Raw genomic sequence first — 26,076 nt, forward strand, 5'->3', positions numbered from 1 at the left:
AATGCTATGCTAACGAGCCCCGCTAATGCGGGGCTTTTTTGTGGTTCATTTTTTTGCATATCCAGAGGCCTCAATGCTCCCCGACTACTCCGTCATCGCCTGGTTGTTAATTGCGTTTTCCGTTTACCTGACCGGCGTTTCAAAAGGCGGGTTCGCGGGCGGTTTCGGCACGCTGTCGGTACCGCTAATGGCGCTAGCGATCAGCCCCGCCCAGGCAGCGGGCTTGTTGCTGCCGCTATTGCTAGTGATGGATGTATTTGCGGTGAAGGCGTGGTGGGGTAAGCAGGCCGCCGCCGAGGTCTGGCGCTTTGTACCAGGGCTGTTTATCGGCGTGGCGGTGGGTACACTGCTATTTGACAGTTTGAGCGAACAGGGCTTGCGCCTGGTGCTGGGCGTTATCACGCTGCTGTTCGCGGCCTACATGCTGCTGAAGCCCGTTGCCAAGAAGCCCATCTCCACTCGCTGGGCGCTGCCCGCGGCTAGCGTGTGCGGCTTTACCAGCTTTATGGCCCATGCGGGCGCGCCGCCGCTAAACGTCTACCTGCTGCCGCGCAAACTGTCTAAAGAGACCTTTATTGCCACCTGCGCAGTGTCTTTTGCGGTGGTCAACGTGATTAAGCTAGCGCCATATATGTGGCTTGGCGAAATCAACGTCACCAGCGCCTGGGCCTCACTGCTGCTGGTGCCCATCGCCTGGATCGGTGTGCGCAACGGGCTCTGGCTGCAAAGCCGCGTCAACGAAATGCTGTTCTACCGACTGGTGATTTTAGCGATGTTTTTAGTCGGTTTTAATCTGATTTATCAGGCTATTTAGTGAATGCCTGAGAGAGACGACTTGGTTGCTGGTTTTTCGCACGCCAATCTAAACGTCGCCAACCTTCAACGCTAGCCACCTCAGAGAGTACTGGGTCGGGATTAACCGCTACAGGGCAATCGACGTACTGCAGCAGCGGGAGGTCGTTGCGGGAGTCTGAGTAGAAGGTAGTGTGGCTAGGGGTGATCTGCTGTTCGGTCAGCCACTGTTTTAAGCGCAGCACCTTGCCGCCGCGATACGAAAAAATACCCTCGTTGCCGCCTGTATAGCGCGCGTCTTCATTGAGGCCGTGCTCCACGCTTAGTTCTACCGCCAGCACGTGTTCAATGCCCAGGGTGGTCGCTATCGGCTCGACCAGATGACGTGACGAGGCGGAAATCAGTAGCAGTGTATCGCCAGCCTTACGATGCGCTTCCAGGCAGGCCCAGGCTTGTTCAAAAATACGCGGTTGCAGGTGTGTGGCGACAAAGCGCTCGACCTCTTTTTGCACATCTAGCACACGACGCCCCCGCAGTGGCGCGAGCGTCATGGCTAAATACTCTTCAAGCTTTAACTTCCCCGCGTGATAGGCCTGGTGCATTTGCTCCGCCCGCGCCATAAAGGCTTCGGCATCGCTGATCCAACCTTGCTCTATCATCCATAAATTCCAGCGGTCGCTGCAGTCTCCATCCAGGAGGGTATCGTCAAGATCAAACAGGGCCAGGCGCATGGGGGCACTCCTTTCATCGCGGGTTGGCGGCGCGTAGGGTATGCCACAGGTGATGACAGGACGATGACGCTAAGAGAAGGCTAAGTATTAAGCCACTGCGCCGCAAACTTATCCGCCGGTAGCGGGCGGCCAAACCAATACCCCTGGGCTTCATTACAGCCCATTTCGGCAAGCAAACTCGCTTGATCGCGGGTTTCAACGCCTTCGGCCACGGTTTTCATTTCTAGCGCTTTTGCCATGGCGATGATGGTCTGCACGATGGTGCGGTCATGGTGGTTATCGAGCATTTCACGCACAAAGGAGATATCAATTTTCAGTGCGTCGGCGGCGAAGCGCCGTAAGTAGGAAAGCGATGAGTAGCCGGTGCCAAAATCGTCGATAGAGAGTGCATAGCCCGCTTGGCGCATGGTGTGGGTGATCTCAACGGCCTGATCCGGGTCGCGCATAAAATCACTTTCGGTGAGCTCCAGGGAGATAGCGCTCGGCGAAACACCGGCGGTGAGTTGCGCAATGTGGCGGGTAAGCTCTGGGTCGGCAAACTGTTGGGCGGAAATATTGATCGATAGCCTCCCTGGCAACCCTCCCCCATATTGGTTACGCCATACCAGTAACTGCCTAGCAGACTCCTTTATTACCCAGTCCCCCAGGACGCGGATCAAACCGCGCTCTTCGGCCAGGGGAATAAACTCACTGGGGCTTACCCAGCCCCACTCGGCGTCGTACCAGCGGCACAGGGCTTCTGCACCGGTCAACCGACCACTGGTAAGGCTCACCTGGGGCTGAAAGTAGAGTTCTAACTGATGTTCAGTGATTGCCGCGCTGAGTCGCTCGGTCATCCGCTGGCGTCGCTGCAGTGCGTGACGCATCGTTTGGGTGTAGGAACAGATACTTTTTTCGCGCCGCTTGGCATGGTGGAGGGCGATACTGGCGGCGTTAAATAGCTCGCCCGATTCGCTCACATCCTGCGGGTAATGAGCAAAACCGATGCTGACATCAAGGTGAAAAACACGCCGCTCAAGATGAAGCGGCGGCTTTACTGCTAGGCGTAACTGCTCGACAAGGTTGCCTATGTCACTGTAGGCGGTATCGGGCACCAGCAGGGCAAACTCATCCCCAGCTAAACGCGCCAGCGAACCATATGAGCGGCTAATCTGCGCTAAACGATCGGCCACTGTCACCAGCAGTTGATCGCCTACCTGGTGGCCGTGCAGGTCATTGACCTCTTTAAAACGGCGGATATCCAATAACAGCAGCGAAAGCCCGCGTTCGCCTTGCTGGGCCACTTGCCACATCTGCGCTAGCAACTCCATAAAACGGACGCGGTTCGGTAAACCGGTGGTACTGTCGGTATAGGCCAGTTGGTGCATATGACGATGGTCGCGACGACGCTCAAGCTCTGCCGCAGCACCGGTCGAGAGGATTTGCAGCACAGAAGTGGCGAACGCATTGGTGGTCAGCGGCTGGCGGTAAAACACCATCATCACGCCGATGGCCTCGCCGTTGGCATTATCCAAACGCCGCCCAATCCATGCTCTTGTAGGTAGCAGTGTGCCTGGTAACAACAGCGGCGGGCCGTCATGCATGACCGCTTCACGCGCCAGCACCACCTGCTCGCTGGGCGAGCCTCGCAGCGCAAAGGTGTGCTGTTCACGCTGCGCCCCTTCAACCACCATGCTGACAGTCGTTGCCTGCCCATAGACGTTTTCATCGCCCTGGGGCGAGGTATGCAGCAGTGCAATAAAACCGGCGTCGGCTTCCAGCACCTTAACCAAGGTAGCAATCAACTGTTGAAAATAACCGTCCCCAACCTGGGTAGTGACCGTAGAAGCCACTTGAACCACGGCGTTTTGCACCCGCTGCGACTCTTGCTGGTCGGTCACATCAGAGATAAAGCCTTCAAGACAGACGATGCCACCCGCCTCATCCATGACGGCTTGACCCTGCTCCCACATCCAGCGGTAGCCACCGTCGCGATGGCGCAGTTGGTAGGTCACACGGTAAGGCCGCTTGTTGTCTATTGCAGACTGCACTTCGCGAAAGATCTTGTCATGATAGTCAGGATGCATCAGGGCAGCGAAGCTGGTTAGCCGATTATCTTGCAACTCGTCGGGCCGATACCCAGTTAACGTTTCGGCCCCCTGACTCACCAGTTGCATAGTCCAATTGCGGTCATTCAGACAGCGATAAGCCATTCCCGGCAGGTGGTTGAGTAGCGTATCCAAGCGGCGCTCGCTTTCCCGCGCGATCTCCTCGCTCTCTCTTAATGCCTGTTCCACCTTTTGTCGGCCTAGCTCCGCCCCCGCCTGGGCGGCAGCGATTTGCAGTATTTCATTGGCTAATTCCCCCAACTGCATGGGGGAGTTTTTGAGCACCGCTAACAGGCCAATTAGCGCGCCATCAGGCGCATAGAGCGCCCGCCCTAAATAGCTCTCGGCACCTAGTTCATAAAGCAGTTTATCGTCAGGAAAGTGTGCCTGAACATCACACGTATAAATGCAGCTCTCGCGGCCCAACATGGTCTCGCAAGGGGTGCCAGTCAGCGAATACGTTATATTGCCGAGTAACCCCCCATTTGACCAGACGGCCAACGTTTCAGCTTGGTGCAGTTGAGTAATATCGGCTACTAGCACATGATCAACGCCGAGTATCGACGCTAAGCGCTCCACCAGCGTTGCATAAAAGCGAGGGCTCCCAATGTGCCCTACACCCTCTGCCAACTGGCGAAATATATCGGCCGCGTCGCTCTTTGTGTGCATTGTTGCACTCACTTTTCTAATTCTGGGGCAGTGGGGTATTCGTCACTGATCTGTATAAAGCACTTCGACTTACACAGTACTCACAGCTAGCGTAAACACTTAAACGTTCCATCTATGACAATGCCTACACTAACTAGGTATTTAGTAAAGTCCATAACTTCCGTCATGATGGCTGGTCAGAACATGCATGCCATCAAGCGCTCCGGACAGCGCGTTTTCTCTAGTTCATGCTTAACACTTCTCCTTTTAAGAGCGCCTCACCGAGTCATTGCTTCAGGTAGATAGAGAGCAATACCCGGAAAGATATGCATTAAAGCAATCGCTACCAGCATTAGTAGAAAGAACGGCAACGTGGCTTTGGTAATGGTCAGAATATCTTTACCGGTTAGCCCCTGAATCACAAACAGGTTGAAGCCCACCGGCGGGGTAATCTGCGACATTTCGACCACAACGACCAGATAAATACCGAACCAGATCAGATCGAACCCGGCGGCACTCACCAACGGCATAATGATCGCGGTGACTAGCAGGATCAGCGAAATGCCATCAAGAAAACAGCCCATCACCAGCAGCAGTAAGGTAAGCGCAATCAGCAGCATGGTGGGTGAAAGCCCCATTTCACCAATCGCCTGTGCCAGCTTCATCGGCACCTGGGTAAAGCCCATGGCCGAGGTCAAAAACGACGCACCGGCAATAATAAAAGCGATCATGCAGGCGGTACGCACGGCGGCAAACAGCGAGCTTTTAAAAATGTCGCGATCAAAGTGACCATTAAAGCGTGCAATCACAATCGACAGCACCACACCGACCGCTGCGGCCTCGGTGGGCGACGCTAACCCACCATAGATTGAAAAGATAATACCGCCGATCAACAGCAGAATAGGCACCAGTGACCAGGTATTGCGCAGTTTTTCAACAAAGCTCATGCCGGATTCATCCCCGCCGGTAAGTCCTTCGCGGTTGCCCTTGAGCAATGCCCACAAAATGAGGTAGCTCATAAACATCGCCAGAATCATCAGTCCCGGGCCAATACCGGCCATAAACAGCCTGGAGATCGACTGTTCGGTGACCACGCCGTAGACGATCAGTACGATTGAAGGCGGAATCAAAAGCCCCAGAGTAGAGGCGCTGGCCAAGGTGCCAATCGCCATATTGCTGTCGTAGCCCCGCCGCTCAAGTTCCGGCAGGGTCATTTTACCCACCGTGGCACAGGTGGCGGCAGAAGAACCGCATACCGCTGCAAACATGCCGCTGCCAATAATATTGGTATGCAGTAAACGCCCCGGCAGGCGGTTTAGCCAGGGTGACAGGCCACGAAACATATTGTCCGCAAGCCCGGAGCGAAACAGAATTTCCCCCATCCAGATAAACATGGGTAGCGCGGTAAGATCCCAACCGTAGCTGGCACCCCAAAAATCTGAGGCCAAAATAGAGCCTGGCGAGAATGAGCTAAAGAACTCTAGCGCTATCCAGGCAGTGCCGATCAGGGCAAAGGCGATCCACACCCCGCTACCTAGCAGAATCACTAGGGTGAATATGGTGGCGAGACTTAGTAGCAGCACGAGGATCTCTCCAGTTTAAAAGGTAGAGGCAGTGTTAACAGTGGCCCCGTTAATAATGCATTAGCTAACCGGGGCGTACTCAACCAAGACGACGTACTCAACAACATAGCTAACGTCGCCATTTAGGGGCCCTCGCTTTCATCTGGGGCCGTTGCTTCACGAAAGCTCGCCGGATCGCGAATGGCAATCCGCAGCGCCATAAACAGAGCTTCTGCCAGCGCCAAACACAACAGCCCTACGCTGGTCGCGAGCACAAGCTGGGGGATCCAGAGCGGGATCGATACGAATCCTGAAGATACATCGTTGTATTGCAGGCTCTCTCTCGCCAGCCCAATTAGGCCGTAACTGAGCATTAGGCTGATCGCCAGGGCAATGACGAGGCAAAACACTTCAAACCACACACGGATAGCCGACGGCAGTCGGGTTATCAACAGCGTCACGCGAATGTGGGCGTGATGCACAAAGGTGTAGGCCAGCCCCAGAAAGGTCGCCCCCACCAATAGATAAGAAGCAATTTCCGAAACGCCGGTAATACTCAGACCCAGGCGGCTCAGCCCGACCAGCACCAGCAGCGCATCTAGCAAGCGGAAGGTCACCTGAAGCGCGATCAGTGCGCAAATGGCGACCATGCAGGTCGCCGCACCCCAAGCACCCAGCCGATAGAGCTTGTCGAATTTAAACCTCATGGTCGCAGCCTCACGAAGTACGCGGGAAAAAGCACTTAGGAAAAAGCACGCGGGAAAAGGCAGCGGAGGCGTTGCCACCCCCGCTGCAAGAGACATTAAAACAGCACTTAACTGTCGCGCTGCTCGCGGTAGGATTCCAGCGCCTGTTTGGCTTCGTCGTCAGCACGCGACTGCCAGTCTTCAAAAAGTTGGTCGCCAGCTGCTTGGAGCGCCTCTGAAACGGCTTCGTTTGGCTCGGAAACCGAGATACCGTTCTCTTGCAAAACGGTCAAGCTGGCTTCGTTATCTTCGCGGCTCATCTCCCAACCACGCTCTTCAGCACGCTCGGCGGCTTCCATTAGAGCCTCTTGCGTCGCTTCATCTAGGCCATCGAAACTACGTTGGCTAATGAAGACAATATTTTTTGGCAGCCACAGGTTAGCGTCGGTGTAATCGGTGACGTAGTCCCACGCCGCCATAGAGTTACCCGTAGAGCTTGAGGTGATCATGGCATCCACACGCCCGGTACTAAATGCAGTGGGAATATCAGACTCTTCGGTTTCGGTGGGGCTGCCGCCCAGGTTATCGACAAAACGCTGGGTATTGATGTTGGGTGCACGGACGCGTAAGCCTTCAAACTGCTCGGGGTCAGTAAGGGGTTCAGAGGTATAGATACCTTGTGCAGGCCAAGCGACCGCGTAGAGCGGAATCAGCCCTTCATCGGCAAAAAGTTCAGTGATCATCGGCTTGGTGGCTTCCCACAGTGCGTAGGCTTCATCGTAGCTGCCCGCTACCCCCGGCAGAGTATCCACTTCAAAAATAGGGTCATCATTGGAAAGAACGGAGAGGAATACCTCACCCGCATCAATGGTGCCACGGCGAACCGACGGTTTAATTTCCCCGTGTGCTACTAGCGCGCCGCTGCTATGCACGGTAATGGTTAACTCGCCGTCGGTAGCTTCAGCAACATCTTCGGCAAACTGTTTGGTGTTTTGGGTATGAAAGCTGGCATCCCCATAGGGCGTGGCCATGGTCCATTCCGCGGCGTGTGCCGTCGCCGTTAAACCGCAGGCCGTGGCCAGTAACAGTGTGGACGTTAATGTTTTGCGCATCGTGAGTACCCTCTTGTTCATTTTAGTAGTGTGTTACTTCGGCGGTATGGGGATAGGTTTGGCAGCGACTTTACGACCACAAACCTGGAACTCGTACCAATCCAGTGAACCATGGCATAGATCGAATCACATACCATCATGCGACATTGAGACCCTCCCCAGCAGTGCCCCTTAACCAACGCTGTTATCACGCCGACGAGTAAAGTGATAAGTGCGTCGTTTACAGGTGTCAACAGACCCTAGTGATTATTTCCCCAAACGGTTGGCACTGGGCAAGCCATGTTTATATATTGGGGGTGGATTACAATTCAACACCAGCCAAGTAAACGCACCCTCTGCATCAACGACAGGAGTCGCTATGGCCATCCCCTTGCTTAATTGCGATATGGGCGAAAGTTTCGGCAACTGGACTATCGGCTTAGATGCCGATGCGATGCCTTTCGTCGACTGTGCCAACATCGCCTGTGGCTTCCATGCCTCCGACCCCCATGTGATGCGCCGCACCGTCAAGCTAGCGGTACAAAATGGCGTTCAAATTGGCGCACATCCTGGTTACCCGGATTTGATGGGCTTTGGGCGACGCTCCATGGCCTGCTCGCCGGAAGAAGCGGAGGATATGGTGCTTTATCAAGTGGGTGCGTTAGCGGGCATATGCCAAGCGGAAGGCACCCGGCTGAGCTATATCAAGCCCCACGGTGCGCTGTACAACGACATGGCCGCCAATCCCGCGCTGCTCGAAGGCGTCATGCGCGCGGTACGTGCTTACGATTCCAGCCTGCCACTGATGATTATGTCCACCGCCGACCCCGAGCCGCACCGTGAGTTAGCCGCCAAACTGGGCGTTACCCTGTGGTTCGAGACCTTTGCCGATCGCGCTTATGACGCTAACGGCCACTTGGCCTCACGTCGACTGCCCAACGCCGTGCACCACGACCAGAACACCATCGTCAATCAAGCAGTGATGTTAGCCAAAGGCGAGCCTCTCACCGCGCTTGATGGCACGTCGCTACAGTTAGCATGCGACACGCTGTGTGTTCACGGCGATAACCCAGAATCAGTGGCTGCCGTGCGCGCCATTCGTGAGGCCTTTCAGGCGCTGGAGCAGGCGTGAATCCCATTACTGAAAGAAGAGCTGAAAGACGTATTGAAACCGCCGCCATGGACGCCCTGATGGTGCGCCTGTTCGACGCCATCGACGAAGCCAATATGGCCTGGGTGATTGCCGCCGACCAAGCGTTGCGCAGCGCCTTTGGTCCAGCGTTAATTGATCTGGTGCCCTCTTACACCACGCTACTGCTGCACTACGACTGCCAGCAAATGAATCACTCCGAGGCTTTCACGCTGATCAACCAGGCGCTTTCCGGCCTCAAACCCGTCGACACGCAGGCGGGGGAGCTGCACGACATCCCCGTGTGGTACGACGAAAGCGTGGGCCCTGAGCTGCCTCTGGTCGCCAAACGCGCGGGTCTGAGCGTCAATGAGCTTATCGAGCAGCACTGCAACCACGATTACTGCGTATTCGCGCTGGGTTTTGCTCCTGGCTATGGATTTATGGGTTTGGTAGATGAGGCGCTGGCAACACCGCGTCTGAAAACCCCGCGCCGCAAAGTCGCTGCGGGCAGTGTAGGCATTGCCGACCGACAAACCGCGATTTATCCGCTGCTCTCGCCGGGTGGCTGGAATATTCTGGGTCGCACCAATGTGCCGCTCTTCGAGCACGCCAAACGCGGCGAGCCACTGTTTCGCCCCGGCGACAAGGTGCGCTTTAGAGCGATCTCCCGGGCAGAATTTGCAGCAGACGGCGGCGATACCACGCCCATGGAGGAGCGCTCATGAGCCAAGTTGCTACGCATCAAAGGCAAAAAGGGCTGGTGGTTAAACAGGCGGGGCCACTGGCGCTGATTCAAGATGCCGGGCGATTTGGCGTCGGCCATCTAGGCGTGACCCAGGGCGGCGCTGCCGACTGGATTTCCTTTCGATGGGCCAACTGGCTGCTGGGCAACGCCTTAAAAAGCGCCGCGCTGGAAATTGTCATGGGCGGTGGCTTAAGCTTTGAAACCGAAAGCGAGGTGCGCCTAGCGCTGACCGGCGCTGACCTTGATGCCCAACTGGATGGCAAGCCGCTCGCTCCCAACACCAGCTTTAAGCTACTACCCGGCCAGCGCCTGGTGTTTCGCCAGCCGCGCCAAGGCCTGCGCGCCTATCTCGCTTTTCCCGGTGGGCTAAACGCGCCCGAGGTGCTGGGCAGCCGCGCCTGTACTGCCCGCGAGCAACTGGGGGGCCTGCATGAAGACGGCAAGCCGCTGAAAGCGGGCGACCGGCTAACCTGGAAAGGCGCTGCCCCGGCGATGCGCCGTCTCCCCGAGGGCCAAGGCCCGCATATGCCAGCGTCAGGCTGCCGCTTACCCATCGTTCTCGGCTCGCAAATCGCCTCGTTTAACGGTCGCGCGCTTTTCCAAGCGTTCAACCAACCCTGGAAAGTAGACAACCGCGCCGACCGGATGGGCGTGCGGCTCACCGGTCCTGCGCTACACGGCTCACTCACGGGCATTATTTCCGAAGGCATCCCGCTGGGGGCAGTCCAAGTCCCGCCGGACGGCCAGCCTATCGTGCTAATGAATGACCGCCAGACAATTGGCGGCTACCCGCGCCTAGGGGCTCTCACCCCTATCGCCTGCACGACTCTCTCCCAGTGCCTGCCCGGCACCGAGGTGTGGTTAACCCCTGCCAGCGCCAGCCAAGCGCAGGATGATTACCGAAAGCAGCTGACGGTTTGGGATTGAGGCGCCTTGCCTTTTAAGACATAGCTCTTTAGGACATACCCTTTTAGGAACCTAGCCTTTTAAGAACATAGCCCTTTAGGAAATGGGCTTAGGGCGCTTTTTAGCCAGCTCTTCAGCGATGGCGGTAAAGAAGGCATCCCTGGATGCCTGATGAGGTTTCGTCACCAGACTAGCGCCGATAAACAGCAAACTTGCTACCACAATGCCCCATACGCCAGCAGGTAAACCCAGCAACGAGTTGCCGGTGGCGTACATCAGCAGCACAAAAGCACTGGTGCCCACCACACTGCTCAGCGCACCGGTAGCGGTGCCATGTTTCCAGTAAAAAGCGCCAATAATGGCGGGCACCATAGCCACCAACCCGGAAGATGCCGCCACCGAAAGCACCGCGATCAGATCCAACTGCAGCTCGGCAAACCCCAGTGCCATCAGTGCAATCACCGGCACAACACATTTACCCATCAGCAGTTGGTGCTTTTCACTGGCATTCGTTTTTAAATTGGCATAAACGTCCCGAGACAGCATGGAAGCCAACGTCAGCATAATGGAATCAATGGTGGAAATTGCCGCCGCCATAATGCCGATCATCACGATAACACCCAGCACTGGCGGTACATGCGTTGAGGCCAGCAGCGTGGGAGTGGCCAAATCCGCGCTTTCAAGACTTGGAAAGGCGACCAGGGCAGAGAAGCCCCACAGCACGGAGACCAGGGTGTAAATAAAGCCAAACACTAAAAAACCAATCAGCATGTGGCGCATTGAGCGAAGCGAAGAGGGCATAAACAGGCGCTGGCTGACTTGCGGATTAGACAGGCTAAAGAAGAACCATGGAATGGTGAGCCCCAGGAAAGTGACAAAGCTGAACAGCCCCGAACCAGGCACCGTGAGCGACTGGGGGTGCTCTGTTGCCAGCGTATCGAACAGCGCGCCGAAACCACCCAAACCCTGAATGACCAAGAGAGCCACCAGGGTTGAGGCGACAATCATCATGATGGCCTGAAGCGAATCGGTCCACATGACCGAACGAATTCCCGCAATATAGGAGAAAAAGATAGCGATCACCGTGGCCATCACCACCCCGGCGGTAAAGGGAATCGCTCCCTCTGTAATCCCTTGTAGCAGGTAACCCACTCCAGCGAGCTGAACGGCCGAGTAGGGAATCAGGAAGATGCAGCTGGAAATTGAGACAGCCATGGCAACATGCTTGCTGTTGTAGCGATGGCCCAACATTTCACTTGGGGTCACAAAGCCAAACTTCTTGCCCACTGCCCAAAACTTGGGTCCAAAGATAGCCACTAGCGAAACACCGGCAAAATAGATAATTTCAAAGCCTAGCGCGCCAACGCCTCCCGCGTAGGTAAGGCCTGCCAAACCCACCATCATAAAAGCACTGTAGGTAGTGGCACTGTAACTCAGCGCAGAGACAAAGCCGTTCATTTGTCGGTTACCCAAAAAGTAACCCGACATGCTTTCAGCAGGGCCTTGGCGCGACAGAATGGCAATGCCTATAGCAACCAATAAGTAGATAGCAATGGACCACCAAATTAGTGATTCAGTCATCGCTGTGTTCCTTGAAATCTTTGGTGATAAACACGTTCAGAGCAATGATGACTAACCCGGCACATGCCCAAAACAGAAAGCTGCCGTACCATTGCGATACATGGCCCAACAAGGTGTAAGGCACTACATAGCAAAGCAAGACGACTGCCCATACTAGCCATATCCATTTACTGCGTTTCATAAAGCGTCTCGTGTTGTTACGGCAAAATAACCAGGGAGCCTCTGATTAACGTTCATTCCTGCGTTGAGCATATAAACACGCAATAAAAAAACCCGCATCCTGGGATGCGGGTTATTTGTTAGCACTAACGTGTTTAGTGCTTACGCGACGTCAAAGCGATCCGCGTTCATCACTTTCGTCCAGGCAGCGACGAAGTCTTTAACAAACTTCTCGTCGTTGTCGTCCTGGGCGTAGACTTCCGCGTAGGAGCGCAGCAGCGAGTTAGAGCCAAACACCAGGTCAACGCGGGAAGCGGTCCACTTAACGGCGTCCGTTTGACGATCACGGATCTCGTAGGTGTTTTTACTCACCGGCTTCCAGGTGTTGCCCATATCGGTCAGGTTGACGAAGAAGTCGTTGGTCAACTGGCCTTCACGGTCAGTGAAGACGCCATGCTTGGTACCGCCATAGTTGGTGCCCAGCACACGCATGCCGCCGAGTAACACGACCATTTCCGGCCCTGTCAGCCCCATCAACTGCGCGCGATCCAGCAGCAGCTCTTCCGGCTTCACGACGTAATCTTTCTTCTGCCAGTTGCGGAAACCGTCAGCCAGCGGCTCTAGTGGCTCGAAGGATTCACCGTCGGTCATCTCGGCAGAAGCGTCGCCACGGCCTTTCAGGAAAGGTACGCGAACGTCATAGTCTGCGGCTTTAGCGGCTTTTTCGATCGCTACGCTGCCGGCCAGAACGATTACGTCGGCAAGGCTAGCGCCGGTGTCGGCAGAAATCTTCTCGTACACGGCTAATACGCTGGCGAGACGCGCAGGCTCGTTGCCTTCCCAATCTTTCTGCGGCGCCAAGCGAATGCGTGCACCGTTGGCACCGCCGCGCATGTCAGAGCCGCGGTAAGTGCGAGCGCTGTCCCACGCGGTGCTGACCATGTCGCTGATGCTCAGGCCGGCTTCAGCGATTTTCTGCTTAACGACTTCTTCGCTGTAGTCGGTGCTGCCAGCCGGAATAGGATCCTGCCAGATCAAGTCTTCAGCGGGCACTTCCGGGCCGATGTAGCGCGCTTTCGGGCCGAGGTCACGGTGGGTCAGTTTGAACCACGCCTTGGCGAACGTTTGCTTGAAGTACTCAGGATCCGCCATGAATTTTTCACAAATGGCGCGGTAGGTCGGATCCATCTTCATGGCCATATCCGCATCGGTCATGATCGGATTGTGGCGAATAGAGGGGTCGCTGGCGTCAACCGGCTTATCCTCTTCCTTGATGTTCACCGGCTCCCACTGGTGAGCGCCTGCGGGGCTCTTACGCAGCTCCCACTCGTGCCCGAACAGCAGGTCGAAATAGCCCATGTCGAACTTGGTGGGGTGAGTGGTCCAGGCGCCTTCGATGCCAGATGTGACCGCATTGCTCGCCTTGCCACCCATGGTCGGGTTGCCCCAGCCAAAGCCCTGGTTCTCAACGTCAGAAGCTTCTGGCTCAGCCGCCAGCGCTGCCGCGTCGCCGTTACCGTGGCACTTACCTACGGTGTGGCCACCGGCAGTAAGGGCAGCGGTCTCTTCGTCGTTCATCGCCATGCGGGCGAAGGTTTCGCGAATCTGCTGACCGGTCTTCAGCGGGTCGGGCACGCCGTTAACGCCTTCAGGGTTAACGTAGATAAGCCCCATCTGAACCGCAGCGAGCGGGTTTTCCATGGTTTCTGGCTTTTCAACGTCGCCATAGCGCTCGTCGGAAGGCGCCAGCCACTCTTTCTCATCGCCCCAGTAGATGTCTTTTTCGGGTTCCCAGATATCCTCACGGCCAAATGAGAATCCGTAGGCAGGAAGCCCCATAGATTCATAGGCAACGGTGCCGGCCAGAATCATCAAGTCCGCCCAGCTAATTTTGTTGCCGTACTTCTTCTTGATCGGCCAAAGTAGACGACGCGCCTTATCAAGGCTGACGTTATCCGGCCAGGAGTTGAGTGGTGCAAAACGCTGGCTACCAGTACCGCCGCCGCCACGACCGTCAGCAAGACGATAGGTACCCGCAGAGTGCCACGCCATGCGGATCATTAGGCCGCCGTAATGACCCCAATCAGCTGGCCACCAGGACTGGCTGTCCGTCATCAGCGCGTGTACATCTTGCTTAAGCGCGTCAAAATCGAGCTTTCTGACCTCTTCCCGATAGTCAAAATCTGCACCCATCGGGTTTGATTTGCGGTCTTGCTGGTGCAAGATATCCAGGTTAATCCCTTCCGGCCACCAGTCTTTATTAGACGTGCCTGTGGAGGTATTACCACCATGCATTACAGGACATTTACCACTCATAGCTCTCTCCCCTTATTGCTTTTGTCTTGGTTGCATTTATCTTAGCAGCTACCAAGTCAACTGACGGTCAGCGCCCTTAACATGGTGCTATTGCTCTGCCTGCTATGCAGGAAAAGGACGCTTCACTCACTTGGTACTGTTTTAAAGCAGATCCGTCATAGGCACAATTTGCTTTTTGTGACCGCTCTAATAGTTTTTACCCATCACCCCTGTTAATACCCACTGCTTATCGCTGCTAACGGGTGAACTCCTCTGTGTCGATATCCGCCTGCTGCGTCTCACTGTAGCGCGCCCCCGCGACCTGCTCTGGCGTCATCATGGCATCTAACTGCTGCATTGTGGTGACATCAAGGCGCAGCGTTTCCGTGGCTAAATTTTCGCGCATGTGGTCAACGGAGCGAGTGCCGGGAATAGGGATAATATCGTCGCCTTTGGCCTTCAGCCATGCCAGTGCCAGCTGCCCCGGCGTCACGCTTAAGGCCCGCGCCAGCGTCGCAAGGCGTTCAAATAGTTTTATATTATGCGGGTAGTTTTCGGCGCTGAAGCGCGGCATGTTACGGCGCATATCGCCCTCTTCAAGACGCGCGGGATCTTGAATGGCACCGGTTAAGAAGCCTCGCCCCAGAGGGCTAAACGCGACCATGGCCGCGCCCACCTCTCGGCACGCATCAATCAGGGCGATTTCAGGGTTGCGCGTCCACAGCGAGTATTCCGACTGCACCGCTGCGATAGGATATTCAGTTGCCGCACGCCGCAACGTTAGCGCAGATATTTCCGACAACCCCACGCCACCAATTTTGCCCTCTTCCATCAAACGCCCTAGCGCGCCGACGCTCTCTTCGATGGGGACTTGGCGATCCAAGCGGTGCAGGTAGTAGAGATCCAAATGGTCGGTACGCAGGCGAGCAAGACTCTCTTCACACTGCTTGCGCAGGGTTGCCGGACGGCCATCAATCACCCGCTTGCCTGACTCTGGGTCCATCGCCATACCACATTTGCTGGCTAGAAAAAGCTGGTGCCGCTTGCCCTCCAGGGCGCGCCCGACCACTTTCTCATTGGCCGTGGCACCGTACAGGGTGGCGGTATCAAAGTGGCGATAGCCCATATCAAAGGCCTCATCCAGCGCCCGTAACGCCGCGCTTTCAGGCACTATGCTGCCGTAACCGTGGGAGAGGTTCATACAACCCAGACCAATCGAAGGGGCATTAACAGCGTTCAGGCGTTGGAAAAAATTCGACATAGAAACTCCCGTCTTTAAAGATCCGTTTTATAACGTTTCACCGCCAAACTGCAACGCGGCTAAATGACGATAAAGTTCGCTGGTGTTGATCAATTCAGCGTGGGTACCCGCTGCAATTAGCTTTCCACCATCAAGCACTAGCAAACGGTCAGCGGCGATGACGGTGGCGAGCCGGTGGGCAATCACGATGCTGGTACGCCCGACCATCAACCGATCCAGCGCCTGCTGAACCAGCCGCTCGCTCTCCGCATCCAGCGCGCTGGTCGCTTCGTCCAATAACAACACTGTGGGATTTTTAAGCAGCGCACGGGCAATAGCGAGCCGCTGGCGCTGGCCACCAGAGAGCTGCACCCCACCGGGGCCAAGGGGCGTATCAAAGCCCTGGGGGAGCGCTTCTATGAAGTCGAGGGCGCTGGCGTCCTGGGCGGCACGGCGCAGCCTATCTATATCAGCCGCGGGGGCTCCGTAGCGCAGGTTCTCGGCCACCGAGCCGCTAAACAGCACTGGCTCCTGCGACACCAACCCCATGGCACCGCGCAATGCCGTAAGGTCTAAGGTGCGTACATCACTACCATCAAGGGTGATACGCCCCTGACTAGGATCATAAAAGCGCAGCAGCAGCGCCAAGAGGGTGCTTTTACCCGCCCCCGAAGGCCCGACGATAGCGACCCGCTCCCCTGGCTGAATATGCAGATCAAACCCTTCAAGCGCTGGGGTTTCCCGGCCGGGGTAGGTGAAAGTGACGTTATCTAGCACAATTTCACCCTGCGAAGGTATCGGTAGGTGATGGGGATTCGCGGGCGATTGGATAACGGGCTGAGTATCGAGCAGCTCCAATAAGCGCTCCGCCGCGCCTGCGGCGCGCTGCACATCCCCCGCCACTTCAGCCAGTGTCGCAATAGCCCCCGCTGCCAGCACGGCATAGAAAATAAACGCTGATAGCTCACCCGCACTCATGGTGCCGTCTAGCACCGCCTGACCGCCCTGCCAGAGCATTAAGCCCACGGCGGTAAACACCACCAGCATGGCAATACCGGTTAACCAGGCGCGCTGCTGGGTGCGCTCCACGGCGCTGCCGAACGCCTGCTCCACGCGCTGACCATAGTGGGTTTTATCCACCGCCTCGTGGGTAAATGCCTGGAGCGTTTTAATACCGCTCAGCGCCTCCTCTGCATAGCGACCTAGCTCCGCGACGCGATCCTGACTGGTGCGCGAAAGCCGCCGCACCCGGCGGCCATACCACACGATGGGCAGAAGAGTGGCAGGGATACCTATCAACACCATTGCCGAGAGCCACGGCTGGGTGACCAGCATGAGCACCACGGCGCCTACCAGCATGACTAGGTTGCGCAGCGCCAGCGAGACCGAAGAGCCAAACAGGCTCTGTAGCACGCTGGTGTCCGCGGTCAGCCGAGAGGCGATCTCCCCCGCAGCACGGCCGTCGCTGGCGCTCTCGAAAAAACTCGGTTCTAAAGTAAGCAAATGATCAAACACACGCTGGCGCAAGTCCGCAGCTAGGCGCTCGCCAATCCAGGTCACTTGGTAGTATCGCAGTGCAGAAGCAAGCGCCAGCACCGTCACCACCGCTAGCATTAAGCCCAGCGTTTGGGCCAGCGCCTGCTGATCCGCGGCGAGAAAACCGCGGTCAATAACTAAGCGCAACCCATTCCCCAGCAACAGCACACTGCCCGACGCCAGCAGCAACGCTAAGCCCGCCAAGGCTAAACGCATGCGGTAGGGGCGCAGTAGACCCAACAAACGCAGCAATACTCGGGGGTTGGGGCGTTGATTCATAGTAGCGAATGCTCAATAGACAAGGCGGTGTCCGACCATAGCAGGAGTGTTGGCGGCATGCACAGAAACAAAAAAGCCCGCGATCTCTCGCGGGCTCAATACTTAATGGCACTTAATCACTTAGCTTTTAGCTACGTTGCCTAGGCAGCTACGTTGCATAGAACTAGTCAAGCAAAGGCAGCAGCGTATTCAAGCTATCCCGGGCATCGCCGTAGAACATGCGCGTGTTGTCTTTGAAGAACAGCGGGTTTTCGATACCCGAGTAGCCGGTACCCTGGCCGCGCTTACTGACAAACACCTGCTTGGCCTCCCACACCTTCAACACCGGCATACCGGCGATGGGGCTATTGGGGTCTTCCTCGGCCGCGGGGTTCACGATGTCGTTGGAACCAATCACGATCACCACATCGGTGGTGGCGAAATCGTCGTTGATTTCGTCCATTTCCAGCACGATGTCGTAAGGCACCTTGGCCTCGGCCAGCAGTACGTTCATATGCCCTGGCAAGCGACCCGCGACCGGGTGAATACCAAAGCGTACGGTTTTACCCGCTGCGCGCAGCTTGCGCACCAAGTCGCTCACCGCGCTTTGCGCCTGGGCCACCGCCATGCCGTAGCCCGGCACGATGATCACGCTATCAGCATCGTTCAGAGCGCTCGCTACGCCACCGGCGTCGATGGCCACCTGCTCGCCTTCAATCTCTGCCGCAGGCCCTTGGCTGCCGCCAAAGCCGCCTAGAATCACATTGACGAAGTTACGGTTCATCGCCTTACACATGATGTAAGAGAGAATTGCGCCGGACGAGCCCACCAGCGCGCCGGTGACAATCAGCAGATCGTTGGAGAGCGTGAAGCCGATAGCGGCCGCTGCCCAGCCGGAGTAGCTGTTGAGCATTGAGACCACCACGGGCATATCGGCACCGCCGATGCCCATAATCAGGTGGTAACCGATAAAGAACGACAGGGCTGCGAGCACAATCAGCGTCCAGAAACCTGCGCCGTTAAGGTACAAAATCGCTAACAGCAGCGACAGCACCGCCGCCCCGGCGTTAAGCATATGCCCACCGGGCAGCTGGCGAGGTTTGCCATCCACTTTGCCGGCCAACTTACCAAACGCCACCACCGAACCAGTGAAGGTCACTGCACCGATAAAGATAGCGAACACTACCTCTATCTGCAGAAAGGTGAGCTCGTCAGGCGCCTTGGAGGCTACCAGCGCGGCAAAGGCGGAAAACTCCTGCATAACGCCATCGACCGTTTGTGCCGCCAGCACACGGCGACGCTCTAAATCGGCACTCCAGGCGACAAACACCGCTGCCAAGCCGACAAAACTGTGCAGCGCTGCCACGAGTTGCGGCATTTCGGTCATTTCGACCTTTCCCGCCACGTAGACCCCGATGCCAGCACCAATCACCATCATCGGAATTAACCACCAGTAGCCGCCAATACCCGGCCCTAAGGAGGTAAAAAATACTGCCAGCGCCATACCCACGATGCCGTACCACACGGCCCGCTTGGCTTTTTCCTGGTTACTCAAGCCGCCTAGCGACAGAATAAACAGTACGCTTGCCGCGATCGCCGCGGCAGATACGAATCCTTGACCTAACATATCGTCTCTCCGCCGCTTAGGATTTTTGGAACATGGCCAGCATCCGGCGTGTCACCAGGAAGCCACCCACGATATTGATTGATGCGATAAGCACCGAGATCGCCGCCAGTACGCCTACCACGGCGCTGCCGGAGCCAATCTGCAAAATCGCCCCCAAAATAATGATGCCCGAGATCGCGTTGGTCACCGCCATAAGCGGTGTATGCAGCGAGTGGCTTACGTTCCAGATCACCTGGAAGCCGATAAAGCAGGCCAACACGAAGACAATAAAGTGCTGCATAAACGACACCGGTGCCACTTGCCCCAACAGCAGCATCAACGCGCCACCGACGGCCAATAACCCCACTTGGCGTTTGGTTTGCGCTTTGAAGGTGGCCAGCTCAGTGGCTTTCTTCTCCTCTGGCGTGGGCGCCTTCTCTTTCTTCTTCGGCTTAGCGGCAGCAATCGCTTTGACTTTGGGCGGCGGTGGCGGGAAGGTTATTTCGCCTGCGTGAGTCACCGTGGCGCCACGAATCACGTCGTCTTCCATATTGTGATTGATCACGCCCTCTTTCTCGGGGGTGAGATCGGTCAGCATATGGCGAATATTGGTGGCGTAAAGCAGCGACGCCTGGGTGGCCATGCGCGAAGGGAAGTCGGTGTAGCCGATGACCACTACGCCGTTATCCGATACTACTCGCTCGTCAGGCTTGGTCAGGTCGCAGTTGCCGCCCTTCTCGGCGGCTAAGTCGATAACCACCGAACCCGGCTTCATGGTCGCGACCATATCTTCCAGCCACAGCTTGGGCGCAGGCTTGCCAGGAATCAGCGCAGTGGTAATCACGATATCCACATCGGCTGCCTGCTCGCGGAAGCACTCCAGCTGTTTCTCGCGGAACTCCGGGCTTGAGGGCGAGGCATAGCCACCGCTTTCGGAACCGTCCTGGCTATCTTCAAAATCGAGGAACAGGAACTCAGCGCCCATGGACTCGATCTGTTCAGAGACCTCGGGCCGTACGTCAAAGGCGCGTACCACGGCGCCCAGGCTGGTGGCGGTACCGATCGCGGCTAATCCTGCCACGCCAGCGCCAATCACCAGTACCTTGGCAGGGGGCACTTTACCTGCTGCCGTTACCTGGCCGGTAAAGAAGCGGCCAAAATTGTTGCCCGCCTCAATCACCGCACGATAGCCGGCAATATTGGCCATGGAGGAGAGCGCGTCCATCTTCTGTGCCCGGGAAATACGCGGCACCATATCCATGGCAATAACGGTAGCGCCCTGGGCCTTACACTTCTCCAGCAGCGCTTCGTTTTGCGCAGGCCAGAAGAAAGCGATCAATGTTTGCCCTTTGCGCAGCCGCTCGGCCTCTTCATCCGAGGGCTCGCGGACTTTAATGACAACATCAGCGTCGTTCCAGAGCGCGTCGGCTCCTTCCACCACGGTAACGCCCGCATCACGATAAGTGTCGTCATTAAAGCCCGCCGCAAGGCCAGCGCCGCTTTCTACTAAGCACTCGTGGCCTAACTTCTGAATTTGCTTGGCGCTCTCGGGGGTTAGCGCGACACGCGCTTCCCCCCGGGCACTCTCTTTCGGGGCACCTATTTTCACTCGCGTTCTCCCTTAATTAATCAGTCTGCCTCGCCGGTGCCAAATTGTGGACACGGCACATTTTACGACGCCACTCATAACGCCTTTTAGCAGTCTAGGATCTAACGGGGTGGCTGCCAGATACTATTCAACCTTTGATACAACAGAGTTGTTTTATTACAACATAGGTAGTGTGCATGATGGCTAACCTAACGTCTAAACTCGTTAGCAAACTCAGTAAGCACCTGATAGAGCCACACGTTGGCAGGATCGTTGACATACAGCCCATGCTGAATCAACGTCATTTTTAGTGCGGAGAGCTCCTTGGGTGGCTCCACCAAGCGTACAGGTAGCATCGCAACGAATCGCTCAGCCATTTGGCGTGGGAGCGTCATGATCGCTTCCGTTAGCGACACTACCCGCGCTGCGGCGATGTAGTTGAGATTTTTGGAGATTACCCGGCGGGTTAAGCCATGCTGCACCAGGCAGCTATCAATATTGCTGGGCCGTAGGCCGCTGATGTCAGCCAGCTCCACATGGATCTCTTGAGCGAACTGCGCAATATCAATCGCATCGCCCACGCGGTCATTGTGGGTAGCGGCTAAGCAGACCAACTCTTCATCCATCCACGGGGTCTGAATCACGCCGCTGGGCAGCGTGCTTTGGCTATCCAACCCCACCACCATATCGATTTGGCGCTGTTCCAGTCCCTCAGTCAGCACATCCGGGGTAATCAGCTCAATTGAGAAGCTAATGCCCGGTGCATAGGCCAACAGCTGGCTTAAAAAGAGCGGGTACATGACCTCTTCAAAGTAGTCGGTGGTCGCTAACGTAAAGCGGCGCGTGCTAGTAGCAGGCGAAAACATCGCCGGTGGAGCGAGCCCCTCTCGTAACTGGGCCAGCGCTTGCTGTACCACGGGCAGTAGCGCCAGCGCACGGGGCGTCGGCTGCATACCGTTTTCGGTGCGCACTAGCAGTGGATCATCCAGCGATTCCCGCAGCCGTTTTAAGGCGTGGCTCAAAGCAGGTTGACTTAAATGCAGCGTTTCTGCCGCGCGAGTGACATGGCGCTCGCGCATCAGCGCCTCAAATACCAGCAGCAAGTTCAGGTCGAAATGGCGTAGCGAGCGCATAGATTCTCTATCATTAATAATACGAATGATTAAATTCTAAACATTCATTTAATTTATCACCAGTAATTGCTTATTGTCTGCCGCTCATTCGCCCACTAGCGACTATCAGCGATAAGCCAGTACGCAAGGAGAAGCACACCGGTGACCCACCCACTAACTCAAACCATGCCCAGCCTTTATGGCGATATGATTTCTACCTTTATGGGCGTAGCAAAAGCAACGGATCCCAAGGCAACCGACGCCGACGTTGTGGTGAGTGGCGCCCCCTTCGACTTAGCTTGTTCTGGCCGTGCAGGCACCCGCATGGGGCCTAATGCTATTCGTCAAAGTACCGCTAACTTGATCTGGGAAGGCAAGCGCTGGCCCTGGGACTTCGCCTTGGAAGATCGCCTCAAAGTTTGCGATGCGGGCAACGTTGATTATGCCTATGGCGAGCCCGAAAGCCTGGTCGATAACCTGGAAACCCACGCCAACCGTTGGTTAAGCGCGGGTAAAAAGATGCTTACCCTGGGCGGCGACCACTACATTAGCCTGCCGCTGCTGCGTGCTCACGCCCGAGAGCACGGCCCACTGGCACTGATCCATTTTGACGCCCACACCGACACTTATGAGCAAGGCACCCGCTTTGACCACGGCACCATTTTTCACCATGCTTTAAAAGAAGGCTTAGTGGTGCCAGAGCATTCGCTGCAAATTGGCATTCGCACCAGCTACGACCGCCACAACCACCCTTACGAGGTGTTGGATGCGGACTGGGTCAACGACCACGGTGCAGCTGCTGTATTGGAGCGTATTCGTGCCAAAGTGGGTCATCATCCCGCTTACGTCAGCCTGGACATCGATGGCCTCGACCCCGCCTACGCCCCAGGCACCGGCACACCGGTCTGCGGCGGCATGTCTACCGATCTGATGCTAAAAATCATTCGCGGCATGGTGGGCATGGAGTTAGTTGGCATGGACGTGGTGGAAGTAAACCCCGCCTATGACCACGGCGACATTACCTCGCTTGCCGCCGCAACGCTGGGGCTTGAGTTTTTGTATACGCTGGCAGCGTCCAAAGGCGTTTGATAGTTAGCCCCCGCCGTCTCTTGGCTTTTACGGCATTGAGATGGCGGAGGCAAAACAGGCTACCCTTGAGAAGCAGCCAGCGCTTGATCAATATCCGCCAACAGATCGTCGATATGCTCAATGCCGATCGACAGGCGCACCATATCCGGCGTGACGCCAGCGGCTTTTAGCTCCTGCTCGTTGAGTTGCCGGTGCGTGGTAGAGGCGGGAATGGAAGAGCAGCTTTTGGCATCGCCGATATTCACCAGGCGGAGAATCAGCGCCAGCGCATCGTAGAAGCGCTCACCAGCGGCCTGCCCACCTTCAATGCCAAAACTAAGAATTCCCGAGGCATAGCCGTTCATATAACGCTGGGCCAGCGCATGATCAGGGTGGTTTTCCAAGCCAGCATAATGCACCCAGGTGACCAACGGATGGCTTTCCAGATGCTTGGCAACCGCTAAAGCATTGGCACAGATACGCTCGATCCGTAGTGACAGCGTTTCCAATCCCTGGAGCAGGTTCCAGGCCGCTTGAGCAGAAAGCGCCGCGCCCATATTACGTAGCGGCACCACCCGGGCGCGGGCAATAAAGGCCGCATCGCCCACATCACGGGTATAGCTCACACCGTGATAGGAGACATCAGGCTCGTTGAGTAGCGGAAAGCGGCTGGCATTCTCGGCCCAGGGAAAGGTGCCCGAATCAACGATCACACCGCCCACCGTGGTGCCGTGGCCGCCGATATATTTGGTCGCTGAGTGGACAACGATATCCGCCCCGTGCTCAATCGGCCGACATAAAAACGGCGTCGCCGTGGTGTTATCGACAATCACCGGCACTCCATGACGATGCGCCGCTTCGGCCAGCTTTGTTAGGTCGACCACCCCACCTGAGGGGTTACCAATGCTTTCGCAGAAAACCGCTTTGGTACGCTCATCGATCAGCGCTTCGATGCCCTCAATATCATCTTTATCGGCAAAACGCACCTGAATGCCTTGGCGCGGCAAGGTGTGGGCAAACAGATTGTAGGTACCGCCATACAGCTCGCTGATCGAGACAATGTTATCGCCCGCTTCGGCAATGGTCTGGATCGCATAGGTAATCGCCGCCATTCCCGACGCCACCGCTAGCCCCGCGATACCGCCTTCCAACGCGGCTACCCGCTGCTCCAACACGGCGCAGGTTGGGTTCATAATGCGCGAGTAAATGTTTCCTTCGACTTTAAGATCAAACAGATCCGCCGCGTGCTGCGCATTATCGAATGAAAACGACGTGGTTTGATGAATTGGCACCGCCACGGCGTTTTGTGAATCCGGCGAATAGCCATGGTGGAGGGCAATGGTTTCTGGCTTCATGAGACGGCTCGCTATTTTGTTATTAAGGTTCGCTATTGATCCTAAACAAGCGCTGCGAGGAAGGCCAACAATCGTTCGCTTCGCTATTTACCTGAATGGAAGGACGGGGCTGGAGGCGCTGGCGCAACAAGCGCCAGCTTTGGGTCACGATCGTCGCCAGGGTGCACAGCGGCTAGCGTGACAATCGTCGGCTTATATCGGCGTCATGGATCCCTTGGGCGTGGGTCTAACGCTGGATGCTGGCCTTTACGATGCGCTACTGGAACAGCTGGCTGATGAGATTGCGCGTTGCACCGATGCCTAAACAGCGTCTTTCTTAAACAGCTTTTTTATTAAATAGCTTTCCAAGTTGATAAAGGTCGTGCATATACCTATCAAACTTTGAAACAAGCAGTGACATGAAGATAAAGGCATAAATAACCAGCATGACGATCAAGGGTTCGTTTAGCCAGGCCAGCAAAGGCGTCGATATCGGATAGCTAATCGTGTAGATAGTCATGGCCGCTAATAGCTGAACCAGGAAACAATTAACAATCACCAGGGCAATCAACGCTGCGCGTATATTCACATTCGGCAGCGTTGTTTTCCAAAACGGCAAATGACGGACTGTTATGCGGCTTCTCTTCGCCCCCTCTGTATCACCGTTAAAACTCAATCTCCTTTTACGCCGCAGTAAAGGAATTGCATAGCTGCCTGCTTCCTCTTCAGCAAACGCCACCAACGCGATATCCCGATTGAAGTCAGGGCCCAAGGCAGTGGTCGCCATTTGATCGAAATCTGCCCATGCATGGTTTTGTTGGGCGGTTTTAGCTTGGTCAGAAAGCGTTTTTAAGCGGCCTTTATCGGCCTTCGACAGCTTCTTATCATTGCCGACGTTGATATTGTAATGAATTTCATACACCTGATACAAAGCAACGGTCACACCCACAAAAATCATCAAAAAAACAATATATATCAACATATTAACAGTCATCTCCTGAACGGTACTTATTCAGCCAACCAAAATTAATTTTATTAGCCTTCAAACTAATATAACACAGGGCCCTAAAAAGCGTATTTCACTGATGTTCGTTATGGAAGGATCATCTAATGCTATTAAGCGGCAGCTCACGGTCGATACAGTCGCCGGTTAGAGTTGCCTCAGCGCCCTTTTGAGGATGGCGGCGCGGCTCACCCCTCGCGCCAGTTAAAGCCTTTGATGACGACGGGCAATCTAGTGGATATACCTACCCACTATTTAGTTAAAGGCAGTGGCTGTCATCGGAGGCGCCCTACCATCTACAGGGCTGATCACGCCACCCTTCAGCCCGTGGCGGTATCGGGTCAATAAGCCTTGTCAGGGGGCAGATTTTTGCTGACACGTTGGGCGTTCTTGCTAGCTGCCTGATGGCACGAAATGTTCCCCCTTAAAAAATCACTTCGATTTAAAACCCTAACTAATCTTTTTTTACTAAATCAACCTTGCTAAGATGCTTAGAAAACTAATCATACCAATTAAAATTTGCTAGGGAACGCTAGACTTGAACACATTCCAACTCGCGTGCAACGCACGTCCTGCCCTTGCTTTGTCGAAATTGCTGTATTGACACTGGCTCACATGAGCCAGTTAAAAATGGTTCTATCGAAGTAAGGTTCAGATATGTCATCCCTTTTGTTGCACAGCGGGAAGACTGAACAGTATCGCGCACTAGGCGAAACTGGTCAGCCCGTCTATTACTCTGCTCTACAGCTACGTAAGGCAATTGCTCGACGACTGAAAGGTCGAGAGCGACATCTCGCCATTCCACAGCGTGATCAACAAGGCGAGGGCGTGGACTGGTATAGCGGTATAGAGGGCGATGTAGTGCCTTGGAGAAGCGCTACTGAAGGCGAACGTGAAGATGCACCCAGCTAGCGGC

Annotated in this window: 21 protein-coding genes; 6 read left to right on the top strand and 15 right to left on the bottom strand. The window is 55.8% G+C overall.

Annotated features, from left to right (window positions below; translation table 11 throughout):
* The first annotated feature begins 25 nt into the window (after nt 1–25).
* Nucleotides 26–814, top strand: coding sequence for a sulfite exporter TauE/SafE family protein (locus tag QHL1GM_RS10695; RefSeq protein ID WP_254795288.1), 789 nt, complete (start codon nt 26–28; stop codon nt 812–814).
* On the opposite strand, the gene QHL1GM_RS10700 is transcribed toward QHL1GM_RS10695, so the two are convergent.
* The 5 genes from QHL1GM_RS10700 to QHL1GM_RS10720 form a co-directional block, all read right to left on the bottom strand.
* The gene (locus QHL1GM_RS10700; RefSeq protein ID WP_071694468.1) at nt 807–1,523 is read right to left on the bottom strand and encodes an HAD family phosphatase; all 717 of its coding nucleotides are present in this window, start codon (nt 1,521–1,523) and stop codon (nt 807–809) included. The two genes, QHL1GM_RS10695 and QHL1GM_RS10700, sit on opposite strands and share 8 nt — an antisense overlap.
* Before the next feature lie 80 nt (nt 1,524–1,603).
* A complete protein-coding gene (locus QHL1GM_RS10705; RefSeq protein ID WP_071694469.1) occupies nt 1,604–4,279 on the bottom strand; it encodes a GGDEF domain-containing phosphodiesterase in 2,676 nt (891 codons plus the stop codon).
* Nucleotides 4,280–4,536: 257 nt separating this feature from the next.
* The gene (locus QHL1GM_RS10710; RefSeq protein WP_071694470.1) at nt 4,537–5,841 is read right to left on the bottom strand and encodes a TRAP transporter large permease; all 1,305 of its coding nucleotides are present in this window, start codon (nt 5,839–5,841) and stop codon (nt 4,537–4,539) included.
* Between the two features lie 122 nt (nt 5,842–5,963).
* Nucleotides 5,964–6,527 (bottom strand): TRAP transporter small permease, encoded by a 564-nt coding sequence (locus tag QHL1GM_RS10715; protein WP_071695975.1) that lies wholly within the window; start codon nt 6,525–6,527, stop codon nt 5,964–5,966.
* A gap of 107 nt (nt 6,528–6,634) precedes the next feature.
* Nucleotides 6,635–7,618: a TRAP transporter substrate-binding protein gene (locus QHL1GM_RS10720; protein WP_071694471.1), complete on the bottom strand. Its 984-nt coding sequence runs from the start codon at nt 7,616–7,618 to the stop codon at nt 6,635–6,637.
* A 358-nt stretch (nt 7,619–7,976) separates the two neighbouring features.
* On the opposite strand from QHL1GM_RS10720, the gene QHL1GM_RS10725 reads away from it, so the two are divergent.
* Genes QHL1GM_RS10725 through QHL1GM_RS10735 form a run of 3 tightly spaced genes read left to right on the top strand, consistent with a single transcriptional unit; the run spans nt 7,977 to nt 10,401 of the window.
* Entirely contained in the window at nt 7,977–8,729 is a 753-nt protein-coding gene (locus QHL1GM_RS10725) for a 5-oxoprolinase subunit PxpA (protein WP_071694472.1), read from the top strand.
* Nucleotides 8,726–9,454 (top strand): 5-oxoprolinase subunit PxpB, encoded by a 729-nt coding sequence (gene pxpB, locus QHL1GM_RS10730; RefSeq protein ID WP_071694473.1) that lies wholly within the window; start codon nt 8,726–8,728, stop codon nt 9,452–9,454. Before QHL1GM_RS10725 ends, pxpB begins: the two co-directional genes overlap by 4 nt.
* Entirely contained in the window at nt 9,451–10,401 is a 951-nt protein-coding gene (locus QHL1GM_RS10735) for a biotin-dependent carboxyltransferase family protein (RefSeq protein WP_071694474.1), read from the top strand. The genes pxpB and QHL1GM_RS10735 overlap by 4 nt, the downstream gene beginning before the upstream one ends.
* Nucleotides 10,402–10,476: 75 nt before the next feature.
* Here QHL1GM_RS10735 and QHL1GM_RS10740 read toward each other — a convergent pair whose 3' ends face one another.
* The 8 genes from QHL1GM_RS10740 to QHL1GM_RS10775 all read right to left on the bottom strand — a co-directional run bounded on the left by QHL1GM_RS10740 (nt 10,477) and on the right by QHL1GM_RS10775 (nt 21,776).
* A complete protein-coding gene (locus tag QHL1GM_RS10740; protein ID WP_071694475.1) occupies nt 10,477–11,961 on the bottom strand; it encodes a sodium:solute symporter family protein in 1,485 nt (494 codons plus the stop codon).
* On the bottom strand, nt 11,954–12,142 hold the full coding sequence (locus QHL1GM_RS10745) for a hypothetical protein (protein ID WP_071694476.1): 189 nt from the start codon (nt 12,140–12,142) through the stop codon (nt 11,954–11,956). Before QHL1GM_RS10745 ends, QHL1GM_RS10740 begins: the two co-directional genes overlap by 8 nt.
* Before the next feature lie 140 nt (nt 12,143–12,282).
* A complete protein-coding gene (gene katG, locus QHL1GM_RS10750) occupies nt 12,283–14,436 on the bottom strand; it encodes a catalase/peroxidase HPI (RefSeq protein WP_071694477.1) in 2,154 nt (717 codons plus the stop codon).
* Nucleotides 14,437–14,671: 235 nt separating this feature from the next.
* Nucleotides 14,672–15,676 carry an aldo/keto reductase gene (locus tag QHL1GM_RS10755; RefSeq protein WP_071694478.1) on the bottom strand — a complete coding sequence of 335 codons (1,005 nt, stop codon included), beginning with the start codon at nt 15,674–15,676 and terminating at the stop codon, nt 14,672–14,674.
* 27 nt (nt 15,677–15,703) lie between these two features.
* Complete coding sequence (locus QHL1GM_RS10760; protein WP_071694479.1) at nt 15,704–17,470, bottom strand: ABC transporter transmembrane domain-containing protein; 1,767 nt, start codon at nt 17,468–17,470, stop codon at nt 15,704–15,706.
* 163 nt (nt 17,471–17,633) lie between these two features.
* Complete coding sequence (locus QHL1GM_RS10765; RefSeq protein ID WP_071694480.1) at nt 17,634–19,076, bottom strand: NAD(P)(+) transhydrogenase (Re/Si-specific) subunit beta; 1,443 nt, start codon at nt 19,074–19,076, stop codon at nt 17,634–17,636.
* 16 nt (nt 19,077–19,092) lie between these two features.
* Nucleotides 19,093–20,664, bottom strand: coding sequence for a Re/Si-specific NAD(P)(+) transhydrogenase subunit alpha (locus QHL1GM_RS10770; RefSeq protein WP_071694481.1), 1,572 nt, complete (start codon nt 20,662–20,664; stop codon nt 19,093–19,095).
* 188 nt (nt 20,665–20,852) lie between these two features.
* Nucleotides 20,853–21,776, bottom strand: a complete 924-nt coding sequence (locus tag QHL1GM_RS10775; RefSeq protein WP_071694482.1) for a LysR family transcriptional regulator — start codon at nt 21,774–21,776, stop codon at nt 20,853–20,855.
* Nucleotides 21,777–21,917: 141 nt separating this feature from the next.
* Here QHL1GM_RS10775 and speB point away from each other — a divergent pair, with 141 nt between their 5' ends.
* Complete coding sequence (gene speB / locus QHL1GM_RS10780; protein WP_254795289.1) at nt 21,918–22,844, top strand: agmatinase; 927 nt, start codon at nt 21,918–21,920, stop codon at nt 22,842–22,844.
* A gap of 59 nt (nt 22,845–22,903) precedes the next feature.
* On the opposite strand, the gene QHL1GM_RS10785 is transcribed toward speB, so the two are convergent.
* Complete coding sequence (locus QHL1GM_RS10785; RefSeq protein ID WP_071694484.1) at nt 22,904–24,178, bottom strand: O-acetylhomoserine aminocarboxypropyltransferase/cysteine synthase family protein; 1,275 nt, start codon at nt 24,176–24,178, stop codon at nt 22,904–22,906.
* 316 nt (nt 24,179–24,494) lie between these two features.
* Entirely contained in the window at nt 24,495–25,139 is a 645-nt protein-coding gene (locus tag QHL1GM_RS10790; RefSeq protein WP_071694485.1) for a hypothetical protein, read from the bottom strand.
* 678 nt (nt 25,140–25,817) lie between these two features.
* Here QHL1GM_RS10790 and QHL1GM_RS19180 point away from each other — a divergent pair.
* The gene (locus QHL1GM_RS19180; RefSeq protein ID WP_139245609.1) at nt 25,818–26,072 is read left to right on the top strand and encodes a hypothetical protein; all 255 of its coding nucleotides are present in this window, start codon (nt 25,818–25,820) and stop codon (nt 26,070–26,072) included.
* Nucleotides 26,073–26,076 lie beyond the last annotated feature (4 nt).

It is taken from the genome of Halomonas sp. QHL1 (genome assembly GCF_001882345.1).
Classification (GTDB): domain Bacteria; phylum Pseudomonadota; class Gammaproteobacteria; order Pseudomonadales; family Halomonadaceae; genus Vreelandella.